21 protein-coding genes are annotated in these 16,492 nt (G+C 46.1%); 14 read left to right on the forward strand and 7 right to left on the reverse strand.

Features of this window, described 5'->3' with window-relative positions:
* Positions 1-34 precede the first annotated feature (34 nt).
* A complete protein-coding gene (locus B4C70_RS10640; protein WP_087681261.1) occupies positions 35-835 on the forward strand; it encodes a phosphotransferase family protein in 801 nt (266 codons plus the stop codon).
* A 41-nt stretch (positions 836-876) separates the two neighbouring features.
* Here the strand turns inward: B4C70_RS10640 and budA are convergent, their stop codons facing one another.
* From budA to cydS, 3 genes are all read right to left on the reverse strand, one after another.
* Complete coding sequence (budA, locus tag B4C70_RS10645; RefSeq protein WP_290779196.1) at positions 877-1,590, reverse strand: acetolactate decarboxylase; 714 nt, start codon at positions 1,588-1,590, stop codon at positions 877-879.
* An 11-nt stretch (positions 1,591-1,601) separates the two neighbouring features.
* Positions 1,602-3,293, reverse strand: a complete 1,692-nt coding sequence (alsS, locus tag B4C70_RS10650; protein WP_290779199.1) for an acetolactate synthase AlsS — start codon at positions 3,291-3,293, stop codon at positions 1,602-1,604.
* Between the two features lie 163 nt (positions 3,294-3,456).
* Positions 3,457-3,558 (reverse strand): cytochrome bd oxidase small subunit CydS, encoded by a 102-nt coding sequence (cydS, locus tag B4C70_RS15165; RefSeq protein ID WP_023469087.1) that lies wholly within the window; start codon positions 3,556-3,558, stop codon positions 3,457-3,459.
* A 176-nt stretch (positions 3,559-3,734) separates the two neighbouring features.
* Between cydS and trmB the strand changes: the two genes are divergently transcribed.
* Both trmB and B4C70_RS10660 read left to right on the forward strand, forming a co-directional pair.
* Positions 3,735-4,376 carry a tRNA (guanosine(46)-N7)-methyltransferase TrmB gene (trmB, locus tag B4C70_RS10655; protein ID WP_023469086.1) on the forward strand — a complete coding sequence of 214 codons (642 nt, stop codon included), beginning with the start codon at positions 3,735-3,737 and terminating at the stop codon, positions 4,374-4,376.
* A 116-nt stretch (positions 4,377-4,492) separates the two neighbouring features.
* Positions 4,493-5,008, forward strand: coding sequence for a hypothetical protein (locus B4C70_RS10660; RefSeq protein ID WP_058703918.1), 516 nt, complete (start codon positions 4,493-4,495; stop codon positions 5,006-5,008).
* Between the two features lie 40 nt (positions 5,009-5,048).
* Here the strand turns inward: B4C70_RS10660 and B4C70_RS10665 are convergent, their stop codons facing one another.
* Positions 5,049-5,405 (reverse strand): DUF1304 domain-containing protein, encoded by a 357-nt coding sequence (locus B4C70_RS10665; RefSeq protein ID WP_058264707.1) that lies wholly within the window; start codon positions 5,403-5,405, stop codon positions 5,049-5,051.
* Positions 5,406-5,474: 69 nt separating this feature from the next.
* Entirely contained in the window at positions 5,475-5,777 is a 303-nt protein-coding gene (locus B4C70_RS10670; RefSeq protein ID WP_012371126.1) for a PepSY domain-containing protein, read from the reverse strand.
* A gap of 119 nt (positions 5,778-5,896) precedes the next feature.
* Between B4C70_RS10670 and B4C70_RS10675 the strand changes: the two genes are divergently transcribed.
* On the forward strand, positions 5,897-6,967 hold the full coding sequence (locus tag B4C70_RS10675) for a M42 family metallopeptidase (RefSeq protein ID WP_035396484.1): 1,071 nt from the start codon (positions 5,897-5,899) through the stop codon (positions 6,965-6,967).
* A 158-nt stretch (positions 6,968-7,125) separates the two neighbouring features.
* On the forward strand, positions 7,126-8,139 hold the full coding sequence (locus B4C70_RS10680; RefSeq protein ID WP_290779204.1) for a PTS transporter subunit IIC: 1,014 nt from the start codon (positions 7,126-7,128) through the stop codon (positions 8,137-8,139).
* An 83-nt stretch (positions 8,140-8,222) separates the two neighbouring features.
* Here B4C70_RS10680 and B4C70_RS10685 read toward each other — a convergent pair whose 3' ends face one another.
* On the reverse strand, positions 8,223-8,513 hold the full coding sequence (locus B4C70_RS10685; protein WP_023469080.1) for a hypothetical protein: 291 nt from the start codon (positions 8,511-8,513) through the stop codon (positions 8,223-8,225).
* A gap of 126 nt (positions 8,514-8,639) precedes the next feature.
* On the opposite strand from B4C70_RS10685, the gene B4C70_RS10690 reads away from it, so the two are divergent.
* From B4C70_RS10690 to B4C70_RS10720, 7 genes are all read left to right on the forward strand, one after another.
* Positions 8,640-8,948: a thioredoxin family protein gene (locus B4C70_RS10690; protein WP_023469079.1), complete on the forward strand. Its 309-nt coding sequence runs from the start codon at positions 8,640-8,642 to the stop codon at positions 8,946-8,948.
* A gap of 53 nt (positions 8,949-9,001) precedes the next feature.
* Positions 9,002-9,799 (forward strand): DUF1444 domain-containing protein, encoded by a 798-nt coding sequence (locus B4C70_RS10695; RefSeq protein ID WP_290779207.1) that lies wholly within the window; start codon positions 9,002-9,004, stop codon positions 9,797-9,799.
* A gap of 53 nt (positions 9,800-9,852) precedes the next feature.
* Positions 9,853-10,461, forward strand: a complete 609-nt coding sequence (ytpR, locus tag B4C70_RS10700) for a YtpR family tRNA-binding protein (RefSeq protein WP_290779210.1) — start codon at positions 9,853-9,855, stop codon at positions 10,459-10,461.
* Between the two features lie 37 nt (positions 10,462-10,498).
* Positions 10,499-11,425, forward strand: a complete 927-nt coding sequence (locus tag B4C70_RS10705) for a hypothetical protein (RefSeq protein WP_290779212.1) — start codon at positions 10,499-10,501, stop codon at positions 11,423-11,425.
* Between the two features lie 78 nt (positions 11,426-11,503).
* Entirely contained in the window at positions 11,504-12,799 is a 1,296-nt protein-coding gene (gene murC / locus B4C70_RS10710) for a UDP-N-acetylmuramate--L-alanine ligase (protein WP_023469075.1), read from the forward strand.
* A 171-nt stretch (positions 12,800-12,970) separates the two neighbouring features.
* Positions 12,971-13,486 carry a DUF2179 domain-containing protein gene (locus B4C70_RS10715; protein WP_023469074.1) on the forward strand — a complete coding sequence of 172 codons (516 nt, stop codon included), beginning with the start codon at positions 12,971-12,973 and terminating at the stop codon, positions 13,484-13,486.
* A 92-nt stretch (positions 13,487-13,578) separates the two neighbouring features.
* Positions 13,579-14,019, forward strand: coding sequence for a Dps family protein (locus tag B4C70_RS10720; RefSeq protein WP_023469073.1), 441 nt, complete (start codon positions 13,579-13,581; stop codon positions 14,017-14,019).
* A gap of 53 nt (positions 14,020-14,072) precedes the next feature.
* Here the strand turns inward: B4C70_RS10720 and B4C70_RS10725 are convergent, their stop codons facing one another.
* Entirely contained in the window at positions 14,073-15,185 is a 1,113-nt protein-coding gene (locus tag B4C70_RS10725) for an aminopeptidase (RefSeq protein WP_029342360.1), read from the reverse strand.
* A gap of 139 nt (positions 15,186-15,324) precedes the next feature.
* Here B4C70_RS10725 and B4C70_RS10730 point away from each other — a divergent pair, with 139 nt between their 5' ends.
* Positions 15,325-15,894 (forward strand): DUF948 domain-containing protein, encoded by a 570-nt coding sequence (locus B4C70_RS10730; protein ID WP_029342359.1) that lies wholly within the window; start codon positions 15,325-15,327, stop codon positions 15,892-15,894.
* Entirely contained in the window at positions 15,891-16,427 is a 537-nt protein-coding gene (locus tag B4C70_RS10735; protein WP_064299494.1) for a YtxH domain-containing protein, read from the forward strand. Before B4C70_RS10730 ends, B4C70_RS10735 begins: the two co-directional genes overlap by 4 nt.
* Positions 16,428-16,492 lie beyond the last annotated feature (65 nt).

The following is a 16,492-nucleotide window of genomic DNA, read 5'->3' on the forward strand; positions in this document are numbered from 1 at the left end:
AGGCAAATCTACTAAAAAAGTTGAGCGGATTATAATGGAATTAGATATTTTAGATGCGCTTGGCGAAGGCTGGACCCTTACGCCAGCAGGTGGAATCACAGGAGAAGCGTATATCGCTTCAACCGGACAATCGAAGTTGTTCTTAAAACGAAATTCATCGCCGTTTTTGGCGATTTTATCTGCAGACGGAATCGTTCCGAAGTTATTATGGACGAAACGGATTTATAGTGGGGACGTCATCAGCGCCCAACAGTTCATTGAAGGCGACGAGTTGGAGCCCGAAATGATGGAACGTCCTGAAGTAGCACGTTTGCTTGGGAAAATCCATGATTCGAAGGAATTACTGTTCATGCTACAACAGCTTGACCAGCGCCCGATCGAACCTGATGAGTTATTGCGACAATGTCGTTTGTACTTTCAACCGGATGATTTAGAGGATCCGGAGCTCGTGGAACATGCGATGGTTTACCTCGAACAAAATCTGGAGCAGGTCAGAACGGATGAGCAGGTCGTTTGTCATTCAGATTTGAACCATAATAACTGGTTGACGGGAGCAGACGGTCAACTCTATCTGAACGATTGGGATGATGCGATCATTGCTGACCGTGCGTACGATCTTGGAATGATGTTATATAGTTATGTCGACGAAGCGGCTTGGCCAGAATGGTTCGAACATTATGGACATCCTTTGACGAGCGATTTGAAGCGACGCATGCACTGGTATGTCGTAGCGCAAGCAGTATTGTCACTCTACTGGTATGAAGATACGCGTCATCCGGATGTCGACGACAGTTATCATTTTCTTGAACAGCTACTTGAATACTCAAACGACTAAAAAGCGTGTCATTCCGAAAGGGAACGACACGCTTTTTTTGATTAACCTTCTGCGATTTTAATCTCTTTTTCAATATCGTGACTTTCGAGATCTGCCAATCGATAAGCCGCTGTCGTCGGTAGACGTAAATCAAGTTGCGGCTTTTCTTCGAATGAGACGGTGACGTTCTTAACTGTGTAGTCAAAGACGTGACCACCACCTTCGCGAGCAGCATCGATGAAATGAAGGTGATATCCGGCGACGGCGATACCGTGACCGAATCGTGGTGTATAGTATCCGGCAAGCGTTCCTTCCGTGTGCTCGAACGTACGAGCGCTTTGAGAAGCGACAGCTTCCGTGATTGGAACGAATGGTTTTTCCTGGCGTGCGACGGTGCGTGTCTGAACCTCCGTGAATGTTCCGTCAATCCGGATAGCATAAAAGCTATTGATCGTTGGGAGTTGTTCGTTCAGCCAGTGCTCAAACGTCGCTTTTGACATCTCTTCCGTCACGGTCAGAGTTTGTTCCGGCTCGAAACGGGTTAATGTCGCGAAAGGCGTCGTCGTCTCAGGTTGGAGCGGTCGAGCACTACCATCTGAGCGGAGTTGATAGAATTGACCATCGAATCCAATCATCTCACCGTCTAAGTGGTCAAACGTTCCGATACCGAAATCACGTTGATCAAGGACGGAAGCGTACGTGACTTCACTCTCAAATACGCCGTCAAGTAGTGCCATCATCGTTGAAATCTGGACGAGTGTTTTATCGTGTGCCATGTGAATCCTCCTTAGTTCAATTGATCGAGATGAACTTGTTCTCCGAGCGCGATGTTGTCACGGTAATCGATCGGCACATCGACAATGACGGGACCGTCTGTCGCGAGTGCTTCATCCATGATTGCTGCGAGTTCCGAAGGATGATTGACGCGGAGTCCTTTTGCTCCGAAGCTTTCCGCGTATTTGACGAGATCGACGTCACCAAATGACGTACCGGATTTCCGTTTGTATTTCATCTCTTGTTGGAACGCGACCATATCGAATCCGCTGTCGCGCCAGACGAAGTGGACGAGTGGTGAGTTCAAACGGACAGCTGTCTCAAGTTCCATTGCAGAGAAGAGGAATCCGCCGTCACCTGAAATCGAGACAGCTTTCTTTCCAGGACGAACGAGTGTAGCTGCGATTGCCCATGGAAGTGCGACGCCGAGCGTTTGCATCCCGTTACTAAAGAGGAGGTGGCGCGGTTCGTACGAACGGAAGTGACGTGCCATCCAAATATAGTGTGAGCCGACATCGACCGTGACGGTGACATCGTCCGCAATTTTTTCACGCAACGTCTTCATGAAATAAAGTGGATGCGTCAATGAAGAATCCGCGACAGGAGGAACATCGCGATCGACAAGACGTTGATGTAATCCTTCAAGGAACTGAACAGAGCTTTCAGGTAATGTGAGTGGTCGTAGGCGTTCAGCGATCGCATCGACGGTTTTCGCCATATCACCGACAAGCTCATGATCTGGACGATAGAAATGATCGATTTCAGCACGCATTTGATCGATGTGAACAAGCGTCCGGTCGTGCGTTGGTTGGTTCCAGAATTTCGGGTCATAACCGATTGGGTCATATCCGATCGAGAGAACGAGATCCGCTTCTGCAAGTAATGCATCTCCCGGCTGGTTACGGAACAATCCAACACGTCCGTAGAAATTCGATTCAAGCTCTCGTGATAACGTGCCGGCCGCTTGGAATGTCTGAACAACAGGAATCGAGACGTTTTTGAGTAACGAACGAATCGAATGTACGACGTCTGGCTGACTCGCGCGCATACCGAGTAACAAGACAGGGAGTTTTGCCTCTTGAATCAGACGGGCTGTTTCATCGACCCATGCTTCTGGTGCAACACCAAGCTTTGGTGCTTCGACCGCACGGAACGCCGTGACGTTCGCTTCGCTTAGCCCGACGTCTTGCGGGATACTGACGAAAGCAGCTCCAGCTGTCGTTTCAGCTGTTCGGAAAGCATTCGATAATACTTCTGGAATGTTGTCGGCATCTTGCACTTCAGCACTAAAGTTCGTAATCGGTGTAAAAAGTGCCTGATTGTCCATGGACTGATGTGTTCGTTTTAAACGATCGGCCCGTGTGACAGCTCCGGCAATTGCGACAACAGGGTCACCTTCAGAGTTCGCCGTCACAAGACCAGTCGCTAAATTTGATGCCCCAGGACCAGATGTCACAAGGACGACACCCGGTTTGTCCGTCAAGCGTCCGATGGCTTGAGCCATGAAGGCAGCGTTTTGTTCGTGGCGTGCAACAATGAGTTCAGGTCCCCGGTCCTGTAACACATTGAAGACGGAATCGATTTTGGCGCCGGGAATACCGAAGATGTAATCTACACCTTGCTCGATGAGTGAATCGACGACGAGATCCGCACCTGTTTTCTTCTGTACTAATTCTTTTGAATCACTGTTTTTATTTTCGTTCATTACAATTCTCCTTTTTACCAACGTTTTTTGGTGTTCGATAGCTGTAATAAATTATCTGTTTCAAAAAAAGTATACATCTGTTTCATGGTAAAACCAACCTAAAATCATTGAGAAAATAAAAAAAGTACCTTGTGTATGATTACACAAGGTACAGAGATTGCCCTTATTCGACGTCGACTTTTCCGAAAGTCGCCCAGACGAACAAAGCAGTGATTCCCAAGACGAGAACGATGGGAGATGCCCAACTAATCAAGAAATCATCCACAGTATAGCCCTCCTTTTCGGTTCTTACGTACCTTAAGTGTATTAGAATGCTCACTATTTCTCAAGTGACGAACTGCTGAACATTCTTCGATAGGAAACGAAGAAGTTCTTATATAATTACCCGAATCATGATAAACTTATCTGCGGATAATTTAAGTTTGGAAAGGATGAACGATAGTGCGTTTACGACATAAACCATGGGCGCAGGATTATATGAAGGAACAATCCTCGATCTATATAGCAGAACCAGCATCTCTTAAAGGGGCATGGGCTAGCGAGTTCAAGAATGATAACCCGATCTACATCGAAGTGGGATCAGGGAAGGGAGCTTTCATTACCGGAATGGCGCACCAACACCCGGATATCAACTTCATCGCGATCGAACTATTCGAAAGCGTTGCCGTGACGATCGTTCAAAAATTGGTCGAAACACCACAATCGAACGTTCGCGTCTTGACGGTCGATGCAAAAGACCTACGTGATTACTTTGAAAAAGGCGAAGTGTCCCGCGTGTACTTGAACTTCTCTGATCCATGGCCAAAGACACGTCATGCGAAACGCCGCTTGACGTATAAAACATTCCTCTCGACATATGAAGATATTTTACCGGCGAAGGGTCAAATCCACTTCAAGACAGATAATCGGAAGTTGTTCGAATCGAGTTTGATGACGATGTCAGCATACGGCATGCGCTTCGACTGGATGTCACTTGATTTACATGCGAATGAACCGGAAGATAACGTCCGGACAGAGTACGAAGAGCGCTTTTCATCAATGGGTCAACCGATTTATCGGATGGAAGCAACGTACCAAAATTAATTTAGACAAAAAGTTTTCTTATTTTCCTGGTATTTCTTTCACACTTTTTTCTTATTAATTGGTACAATGTTGTTGACTGAAGAACTTGTACTTATAGGTAAAGGGGGAATTTGGGGATGTGGCAGAAAAGCTTAGCCTTCGTAACGGCGCTCTTTCTCGCATTAAGTATCGGTCAATCGGTACTTGCTGCGGTTGATACCTCAGAAATGACGAAAGCATTGAATGAGGAATTACCAACGACGCATTACGATTATAAAAAAGGTTCGGTCGAAATCGAGGATCCGAAGACGTTCACGAATGAAAAAGGAGAAGAAGTCATCGGCGGGATCGCTGTCATCGAGACAGTCCGTGACGGCATCTTCATCACGATCAAACGTGAAATCCACTTCTTCAATGCCGATAGCGGTAAATTGTTGACGAGTGCCGATGCTGCAAAAGTTGATGGCGTAAAAGAATACATCGACGGTAACTCGGATAATCTTCAACAAAAAGTCGTCTACTGGTTACCGATGCTCTTGATGTTGTTGATCATCGCTGTACCAGCAGTCATCTTATACATCGTTGTTCCACGTCTATACTCGACGACGGAATACATGAACCCGATCTACGAACGCAACGACAACCCGCGTTAATTAAGAAAAAAGCCTCTATCCAATCGGATAGGGGCTTTTCTCATGCAAGCAACACGAAGATGAAAGCAAGTATGGCAGGCAAGCCTTGTTTGAGTAAAATGGAGCGATTGGCAGTCACGGCGCCATAAAGCGCAGCGATGATGACGCACGCTAAAAAGAACAATTGGACAGCCACATCCTGACGAATCAGACCAAATACTAGTCCGGCTGCTAAAAATCCATTATATAAGCCTTGATTCGCAAAAAGTGTCCGAATTTGTTGTGATGCAACAGCTTCGTCCGTTAAACCGAACGTTCGACGAGCCGCTTTGGAAGAAAGAAAGAACATTTCAAGTGCTAAAATATAAAAGTGTTCCAAAGCAACGAGGATAACGAACAGCGTAGCAAGAATCGACATGAATCATACCCCCTTCAGATGAACGTGGAAAAAAGACCGTACTTCGTCGATCGAAGGACGGTCTTTTGATTAAGCGTATTCGAGTAAAGCGCCAGTTTCGGCATCAACTGTGAATTGATACGTTTTTTCGTCATCACCTTCAAGGACCGAGATGCCACCTTTGTAGCTTTGGTAGTCACGTGACTCATATGCGTAAGCCTCTGGTGTTGCAGAGATCCATGCACCTTGGACACGTCCTTTTGCTGAAAATGTGCGTTTCGTGATTTCGAGCGCTTCCTCGGCAGAAAGTTGTTTGTTATCAACGGCTTTCTTCACTGCGAAAGCGGCGACGACAGCTGCTGCCAATCCGATAATCCAATAGCGTTTTTTCATTAAAATTCCCCTCCTTACAGGTTCTATTCCTACTGTACCAAATAATTCGTTCAGAGAGAAACAAAAGGTTAAGTGATAGAAGCAATTTTTTGTATAATGAGAAGCAGGAGGCGATACATATGAATGAAAAAACGAGAGAGTTATTTCGAACACTGACGGAATTGAATGGGGCACCGGGGTTTGAGCACGACGTTCGTCAGTTCGTTCGCGAGCGCATCACACCTGTCACGGATGAGATCGTTACGGATGGACTTGGTTCGATTTTCGGAAAACGAACAGGCGATGCGACAGGACCGAAAGTCATGGTTGCCGGGCACATGGACGAAGTGGCATTCATGGTGACGCAAATCACGAAGAACGGAATGTTGCGGATTCAACCGCTCGGTGGCTGGTGGAGCCAAGTGTTGCTTGCGCAACGCTTCTCGATCTGTACGGACAACGGTGTCATCCCTGGTGTCATCGCATCGATTCCACCACACTTATTGACAGAAGAAGTGCGCAATAAGCCAATGGCGATCAAAGACATGTTCATCGATATCGGTGCAGACTCAAAAGAAGAGGCGGAATCGTTTGGAGTACGTCCAGGTATTCCTGCCGTACCATTCTTCCCGTTCACACCGATGGCGAATCCGAAGAAGATCATGGCGAAAGCATGGGATAACCGCTATGGTGTCGGAATGGCGATTGAATTGTTGGAAGAGACGACAGCGGCGGATCATCCGAACATTTTGTTCTCGGGTGCAACGGTTCAAGAAGAAGTTGGATTGCGCGGTGCGCAAACAGCGACGGCACTCATCGATCCCGACGTCGCGTTCGTCGTCGACGCTTCTCCTGCCAATGATGCATCAGGAGACAAAACGGAATTCGGTCAACTCGGACAAGGACCGTTGCTTCGAATTAAAGACAGTGTCATGATCCTCTCAAAAGAGATGACGGATTACGTCCTCGATACGGCAGAATCGAACAAGATTCCGTATCAATATTATGTCGGTGCAGGTGGGACCGATGGTGGTGTCATCCATCGTTCGAATAATGGGATTCCTACAACAGTCGTTGGATTACCAGCACGCTACATCCATACGCATGCATCGATCATGCATACAGATGATTATGATGCGGCGAAGGAATTGCTTCGGAAACTCGTCACGAACCTCGATACGACGACGCTCGCGACGCTACAAGTCAAGTGAATGACATGACAGACAGTGGATATGAATCCGCTGTCTGTTTTTGTTTAAATAAGAACGGCGTAAGCATGAACTGTCTTGTCAGTTGGAAAAACAATGTAGTCGGATAGAAAGGAGATTTGATATAATGATACGCGATGTTAAGAAAAGGACGTGACAAGATGTTCAAACAAAAAGGGATCTCACTTAGCCCTAAAGTATATTTCATCACCGTATTAAGTTATATGGCGCTTGGTTTGTTTAGTTCGTTGATCATGGGTCTCATCATCCGAACGATTGGTGAAGGACTGGTCGATCGTGGTGTAGAGGCGAAGTTTCTCATTCAGTTAGGAGAGCAGGCAATCGCACTGACCGGGCCAGCAATCGGTGTGGCTGTAGCGTTTGCGCTTGAGGCACCACTGCTTATCTTGTTCGCAGCAGTTGCCGTTGGTGCGTTCGGATATGAAGCAGGAGGACCAGCAGGTAGTTACATTGCAACGCTTCTAGCGACAGAGGTCGGAAAACTCGTTTCAAAGACGACGAGACTCGATATTCTATTGACGCCGTTCGTTACGTTACTAGCCGGATTCGTTGCCGGACGTTACGCAGGAAAGTGGATTGGAAAAGGCATGACGGATCTCGGTGAGTTGATTCATTGGGGAACGGAACGCGAACCATTATTCATGGGGATTTTCGTTGCTACCGTCATGGGTCTTGCATTGACAGCGCCGATTTCGAGTGCTGCGCTTGGAATTATGCTTGGTTTGGATGGACTTGCTGCAGGGGCGGCGACGATCGGTTGTGCGGCACAGATGATTGGATTTGGCGTCATCAGTTATCGTGATAACGGAATCGGTGGTGTGGTTGCTCAAGGGATTGGAACATCGATGTTACAAGTAGGAAATATCATTCGAAATCCTTGGATTCTTCTACCGCCGACTGTAGCCGGTGCTATACTAGCGCCATTTGCGACTGTTTTGTTAATGCTTGAGAGTAACCCGGAAGGTTCTGGTATGGGTACGAGCGGATTCGTTGGTCCATTGATGTTATTAAAAACGATGGGGTTCGAAACGGAGTATTACCTCGCAGTCGCTGTCCTCTGTTTCCTTGCGCCCGGCATCATCAGTTATTTCATTTATCGCATATTACGACGTCTCGGTCGGATTCAAGATGGCGATTTAAAAATCGAATATTAAATACAAAAAGCTGATTCTAAAGGATACGCCTGTTTGACCGGATGGTGGACGAACAAGCATATGACTTTTTGAATCAGCTTTTTTCATAAAGAGAATCCGAATGAACTTGAATAAAAACTCGTAAAGAAAACGTAGAGGTAAATGAGGTAAAGCGGAGTCAAATACCGCATGCGTACGACAGGCAATTTTCGAGCGAGTCGTTTTCCGAGTGCTTCGAGTAAAATGATGATCGCAAAACCGACGACCAAATACAAAAAGATTTCGGGTAAGCTTCGTTCAGAATCAATGAAGGAATAGCCGTAACGTAAACAACTCGTCATGCCAACGAAGCCGACGAAGCGTTCGAACGGATGTTTGATTGGTTGATCTGCCATAGTGAAGTCCTTTCCAGGTGTTTTCTAGTTGCAGTATAGCAAACCAAGCACGAAAACGCACAGCCACAATTGAATATGCTATGATGAGGACAATGACTTCTAGGGAAATCAAAGGAGGAAATCATCATGAAAACATTACAATCCAAACAAGAATTCGATACAGCAAAACAAGGAAATGCCGTCTTTTTATTCTCAGCAAACTGGTGCCCGGATTGCCGCTTCTTAGATCCGTTCATGCCGGAAATCGAGCAAACATTTAACGGCTTCGAGTTTTACTACGTCGATCGCGACGATCATATTGAAATTGCCCAGGAAATGGACATCTTCGGAATTCCGAGTTTTGTTGCATTCCGCGATGGTGAAGAGACAGGGCGTTATGTCGGGAAAGAGCGGAAGACACCAGAACAGGTGACAGCATTTTTAGAGACGGTTTAAGAAAAAAGCGAGCGCTGACTCGCTTTTTTTCATGATAGAAAGGATGAATTCGAATGGAACTACAACAAATCCGAAGAATGATGACACAAACATTTGAAGAAGAAGGGTACGCGACATATTTCGATCGTGAAAAGTCTGTATTACGAATTGAGCGAAAGCACGATAAATCAGGCGTTGATGTCGGATTGAATCCGCTTGTCGCAAAAGCAAAACGAAGAGGTGTCATCGCAGTCGAAGAGACGATCGAATATATCCGTGCTGTACTCGGACAAACGGATCAAATCTCACTCGTTGGACAAGAGCAAAAAATCTTTCCTGTCATTCGTGCTAAATCGTTTGCCGATACGACAAAAGAAGGGAAGACGCTTGTCAGTACACCACATACGGGCGAGACGAAAATCATGTATGCACTCGATTTAGGAGCGACGTATCGTTTGATTGATGAGGAGTTACTGGCGTCTGCTGAATGGACAGCTGAACAGTTATCAGAAGCAGCGCGTTTTAATGTGAAATCGCTTGAAGCGCCATTTAAACAAGACGAAGTCGCAGGGAATATCTTTTATTTCTTGAGTCTCGGCGACGGATATGAGGCGAGTCGTGTTTTGAACAAGACGTTATTAGCAGATTATGCGGCGCAAATCGAAGGAGAATTCGCAGTCGGAATTCCGCATCAGGATGTCCTGATTTTCGCTGATATTCGGAATGACGCCGGATATGATGTCTTACAGCAACTGATGTTTGACTTCTTTTCGAACGGTCGTGTACCGGTCACGGCACTGCCATTCTTATATGAAGAGGGCAATCTGGAGCCGGTCTTCGTCCTTGCGAAAAACAAGCAGCCGAAAGAGTGAAGAATCTGATACAATAGGCATTGTGAGAAAGGCGGAAGGGAGTCATGGATTGAATGAATGTGTTTTATAATAAAGAGGGCGTCGGCGACGTCTTAATGATCATTTTGGAAGACGCACCACGTGCGGAAGTGACAGCGACTCGTGAAGGAGACGTAGCAACTATCAAGCATGGTGATCGTGTCGTCGGTTACAACCTGTTTGATGCTTCGACTATGTTTACGATCGAGACACAAGGACCGGTTGAATTGACGGAAGAATTGGCAACACGCATCCAAAAGGAACTGGCGAGTCGAGATATCGAATTGTCACTCGAACAAGTGGATTATTCTCCGAAATTCGTTGTTGGGTTCGTTGCTTCTTGCGAGAAGCATCCGGATGCTGATAAATTATCGGTCTGTCAGGTAGAAGTAGATAACGGAACTTTACAAATCGTTTGTGGAGCACCGAATGTAGCGGCGGGTCAAAAAGTAGTCGTTGCTAAACCGGGAGCGGTCATGCCGTCTGGGTTAATCATCCGTCCTTCAGCGTTACGCGGCGTACCATCAAGCGGTATGCTCTGTTCAGCACGTGAGCTCGGACTTGTCGATGCACCACAAGAAAAAGGGATTCTTGTACTCGATGATACAAAAGCAGTAGGGGAAGCATTCTCAATCGGTCGATGATTCGACCGATTTTTTAACAAGATGGAGGGGTGAACGTATGAGTAATCGTTATGAACAGTCACTAAAAGAGCAGGCTGCCCGGATTCGTCGAGAGCTTGCAGGGGAACGTGAGACAAAGCCGGTGGAACGTCCGAAAAAAGAGGAGCGTGAAGATCGCTTCGTTTTAACGGATGTGCCTTCACCGATTTATGGATTCCAACGTCCGAAGCAATCTGCATCGGAAACCGTAAAAGCTGCGGAAGAAACGGAAATGAGTGAGCAGGTTTCGGAAACAGTCGAAGAGGGAAATACTGATGAGGTTGCTTTGACGGATCAAGAACTGATCGCGCCAGAAGTCGTATTAGACGAAGCGGAAGCAGATGCTGGTCTTGTACCGGTGACGGATGTCGAATTACTCGTACCGGAACCTCACACAAGTGAAGAGCTCGTGAGAGAAGAAATGCCAACCGTAACCGAAGTAAAAGAAACGGACGGAACTGAAACATCTTCCGACAGTGAGACGATGGAACAATCAGCTGATCCGACAGAAGTCGTATCAGACGAAGCAAATGCTGGTCTTGTACCGGTAACGGACGTCGAATTACTTGTACCGGAACCTCACACAAGCGAAGAGCTCGTGAGAGAAGAAGTGCCGACCGTAACCGAAGTAGAAGAAACGGACGAAACTGAAACATCTTCCAACAGTGAGACGGTGGAACAATTAGTTGTTCCGACAGAGACATCAGGTGAAGAGTCTGCTGATGAAAAAGAAGCTGAGCAACAAGCGGAGAGCTTCGCACCGACTTTTGATACATCTGCTATTGAAGTAGATCAAGATCCATCTGTTACTGAGGTCGATAAGCCTGTTCAGTCGGAAGTGAAAAAACCGGTCGGACCGCCTGTTAACGTCGTTATGACGACGAAAGACTTGATGGCGATGTATCGCGCACGTCGAGAACAAAATAATTTACATGGTAAAAAATAAATCGGTTTGCTATAATGGTACAGGTTTTGTACCCGAGCCCGATGGTACGGACCGGAACGTGAATTGGAGGGCTTTTATATGACAAAGTATCATTTTGTTGGAATCAAAGGAACAGGGATGAGTGCGCTCGCCCAAGTACTACATGAGATGAATCATGAGGTGCAAGGTTCAGACATCGAAAAGCACATTTTTACTGAAGACGCGTTACGGGCTAAGGGAATTCCATTTTTCCCGTTCAATGCGGATAACATCAAAGAAGATTATGTCATTATCCAAGGGAATGCTTTTGGAGATGATCATCCAGAAATCGCACGGGCAAATGAACTTGGTTTAACCATCCATCATTATTACGATTTCTTAGGACACCTAGCAAATGAATATCGTTCGGTCGCCATTACAGGCTCACACGGAAAAACGTCGACGACAGGTTTGCTTTCACACGTCTTGAGCGGTATCACGCCGACAGCTTTCTTGATCGGAGACGGGACAGGGGCAGGAGTAGAGGATGCGAAAGCATTCGTCTTCGAGGCATGTGAATACAAACGTCACTTCTTATATTACAAGCCGGACTACGCTATCATGACGAATATCGACTTCGATCATTCGGATTATTTCACAGGAATCGATGACGTCGTTTCGGCATTCCAAGAAATGGCGATGCAGGTTAAGCAAGCGATCGTTGCTTGTGGAGATGATGAGCATCTTCAAAACATTCAAGCGAATGTACCTGTTCTCTATTATGGATTTGGAGAAAACAATGATTTCCGCGCGGAAAACGCGACGTCAACGCCAGATGGTACATCATTTGATGTTTATTTACGTGATGATTTCTACGGCACGTTCCTCATTCCAGGATTCGGTCGTCATCATGTCTTGAATGCACTCTCTGTCATTGCGATCTGTCAGTACGAAGGATTGAGCAAAGACGACGTTGCTGAACGTTTAGCCACATTTGGTGGTGTAAAACGTCGCTTCAGTGAGTCGGAATTCGGCACACAAATCCTAGTAGATGACTACGCGCACCATCCGAAGGAAATCAGCGCGACGATTGAGTCGGCACGGAAGAAATATCCGGACCGTGAAGTCATTGCGATTTTCCAACCGCATACGTACACACGCTTGAAATCATTCATGGATGATTTCGCGACTTCTTTACGTGAAGCAGATGCGACATATCTATGCGAAATCTTTGGATCGGCACGTGAGCAGGAAGGGCAAGTTCGCGTCGAAGATCTGCAGGAGAAAATCCCGCAAGCTTCTATTCTGACGCGCGATAACGTTTCTGTTCTACGTCAGCATGAAAATGCTGTGCTTCTGTTCATGGGAGCGGGCGATATCCAAACGTATCAGCATCAATATCAAAGTGTGAAATAAGCGAGAATCAAAATGTCACTCGACTCGAGTGGCACTTTTTTTGTCGTAATTTTGAATTATGATAGTAATTTCAAAAAACCGATGAGGAAAATCTAAAATAGGATTGCATCTTGAAAAAAAGTTTGAAATAGTGTGTATGTGTTGAAGTTATTAACAGAAAGGAAAGACACCATGGGACAGATTTTACTCATCTTATTGCTCCAGTTGATTTACGTTCCTGTTTTGACATTACGGACGATCATGCTCGTCAAAGGGCGAACTGTCATTGCCGGATTGTTTGGCACAGTCGAAACATTGATTTACATTTTTGCACTAGGAATCGTATTCCAAGACTTAACGACACTCGGTATGGTCGTTTACGCGCTTGGATTTGGTCTAGGAATACTCGTCGGTGGATATGTCGAGCGAAAACTCGCCATCGGTTACAATATGATTCAAGTGCATACGCAAGAATTTCCAGCGGAACTGATTCAGGTCATTCGCGATAATGGTTTTGGTGTGACACATTATCAAGGTCAAGGACGAGACGGTGTCCGTTATCGGTTAGATGTGCTCGCGGCTCGAACACGTATGAAAGTGCTTCGTAATCTCGTCGAAGAATACGAACCGAAAGCATTCCTCGTCGCATTCGATTCCGTCGACTTCAAAGGTGGGTATATGTTGAAAGGATTAAAGCGTCCTCGATAGAGCACTTTTCCTGAGAATGATGTTTATTCTTTGTTATTTAAGGATAAAGATGAAATAGAACGTCATTTGAAATCAGGAAAGGGGAATATCGGATGATTAGTAATCATGCAAAATCAGCTTTGAATCAACAGGTAGCAAACTATGGGGTACTGTTCGTCAAACTCCACAATTATCATTGGTACATTAAAGGACCAGACTTCTTAACGCTTCACGAGAAGCTTGAAGAACTTTATACATGGGTGTCTGAACAATATGATGTCGTTGCAGAACGTCTCCTGATGAATAACGGAACACCTTCTGCGACACTGAAAGAGTATTTAGAGCAAACGACGCTTGAAGAAGCGAAATCGGGGTTATCGGCAGATGAGATGATTGATTCCGTCATCAAAGACTTCCAACAAGTCCGAAAAGAGATGCTCGATGCGATTGAACATCTTGAGGCACAAGACGTGACGGTTGAAGATGATCTACTTGGTCAAGCGAAGGAAATCGAAAAACAAATTTGGATGCTTCGTGCGACATTGAAAAAATAAGATATAGAAAACGGATGACCCCGTCCTATGTAGGACGAGCCATCCGCTTTTTCTTATTTCAGGTTTTCAGGATTGAGGACTTCGAGTTCTGGAAGAACGAAACGACCGTCTTTACGGATCAATACGTCGTCGAACCAGATTTCTCCACCACCGTAATCAGGACGTTGGATGTTGACGAGATCCCAGTGAACGGATGAGTCATTACCGTTGTAGGCTTCTTCGTAAGCTTGACCTGGTGTGAAGTGGAAGCTGCCATCGATTTTTTCATCGAATAGAATATCCTTCATTGGATGCTGAATGAAGGGATTGACGCCAATCGCGAATTCGCCGACAAAACGAGAACCAGCATCTGTATCGAAGACTTGGTTGATCCGATCCGTATCGTTCGCCGTCGCTTCGACGATTTTACCGTCTTTGAACGTCAGTTTGACGTTTTCAAACGTGAACCCTTGATACGGAGATGGTGTGTTATATGAGATGACACCGTTGACCGAATCCTTGACGGGTGCCGTAAAGACTTCACCGTCTGGAATGTTAGCATTTCCGGCGCATTTGATGGCTGGGATGTCTTTGATTGAAAACGTTAGATCCGTTCCTGGTCCGACGAGACGAACACGATCCGTCCGGTTCATCAAGTCGACGAGTGGTTCCATCGCTTGTCCCATTTTTTCATAATCAAGCGTGCAGACATCGAAGTAGAAGTCTTCGAATGCTTCTGTCGATTGATTTGCAAGTTGCGCCATCGATGCAGTTGGGAAACGAAGGACGACCCATTTCGTTCCTTTGACACGATCTTGTGTGTGCATCTTACCGATCGTTTGACCGTAAAGTTTCATCTGTTCAGCCGGCACATCTGACAATTCATTGATGTTATCACCAGCACGTAGTCCGATGTATGCGTCCATCGCTTGCATTTGCTTGCGTTCGATGTCTGCCATCAATTGGAGTTGCTCTTCTGAAGCATTTCGGTATAATTTTCGTAGGATACGATTATCCTTAAGTAAGACGAACGGATGACCGCCAGCCGCGTAGGCAGCTTCAACGAGTGCCTCGACCAGTTCGCGTTCGATGCCGAAGTTTTCAATCAATACTTTTTCACCAGGTTCAAGGGCAACCGAATAGTTAATGAGATTCGTTGCCAGTTGAGTAAGACGTGGGTCACGCATGAAATTTCCCCCTCGAAATGGATTATATAGGTTTCATTTATCATTGTAACGGAAATAAACCATTTGGAGTAGCAGGAACGACTTGCTACATGTCGAACTATCAACAAAAGACTATGCAAAAAAATTGGAGGCAAGAACCATGGAAATCACATTAGGCGGAATCGCCGGATTAGTCGCTGCGATCGCATTCGTAGTGCTCGTCATTTTCCTTGCCCGTGTATTAGGTGCTGCGAGTAAAACGCTCAACAATGTAGCCAACACGACAGCAGGACTTGAACGTCAATTAGACGGTATCATGATGGAGACGACAGCGTTGTTACATAAGACGAATCGTCTGGTCGATACGATTGAAGAAAAAACAGAATTGCTTGCGCCTGTCGCAAACTCGATCGAAGAACTCGGTACATCTTTAAACAAAGTGACAGATTCTGTCCGGACAGTATCCGATACGGTTGCTGGTGCAGCGGATACGAATAAAGAACAGATTGCGCAAGCAGTCCGTTGGGGATCAGTCGCTGTAGAGTTATTTAAGAAAAATAAACCGGCAGAGACTACGGTTCAAAATCATTCGACGGCAACGACGACGGTTGAGAAAAAGCCACGTCGTCGATTCCGGAAAAAGGCAGAGGCGCCGGTCACACCGGAAGTCGTGTCAGTACCGGACGTCGAAAGCATTCCAGATGAGTTGAAGGGAGATCGTAAATCATGACGAAACAACACCCATATCAAGCACAAGATTCTTCTAAAGGAGGAGGCTTCCTTGCCGGAGTCATCGTTGGTGGATTGATCGGTGCTGCGGCAGCTCTCCTTTCTAGCCCAAAATCAGGTCGTGAAGTACGCAATCTGATTGACGAGCGTACGGCGCCTGCGCGTCAACGTTTGACGGAACAGACACAAGTTGTCCGCGAAAAAGCGGAGCCACTCGTAGGTGAGTGGATTCAACTAGCGAAAGATAAGGCAGCACCTGTCATTGAAAAAGCGAAGAACAATTCAACGGTTCAAGAAGCGGCACAATATGCGGGCTTTGAGAAGGATCAGGCAAGCATCGATGCTGCTCTCGCAGAAGCAGAACAGCTCGTACGTGACATCGAACGTGAAATCGGCGACGAAGTGGATGGGGCGTCTGTTGCAGAAGAGATCGACACGGAGACGGTCGTTGAACTTTCGGAGTTACGTGAACAGTTAGCAGACGAACAAGAGGAAGACAATGATCCGCAGTCTGATGTGAATCATAAGAAATAATCAATATATGAGGAGCTCTCATCACGAGGGCTCTTTTTCTATGTTTCCTTATAGAGAAAACACAA

Origin of the sequence: Exiguobacterium sp. UBA5002 (assembly GCF_002396765.1) — a bacterium.
GTDB lineage: Bacteria > Bacillota > Bacilli > Exiguobacteriales > Exiguobacteriaceae > Exiguobacterium_A.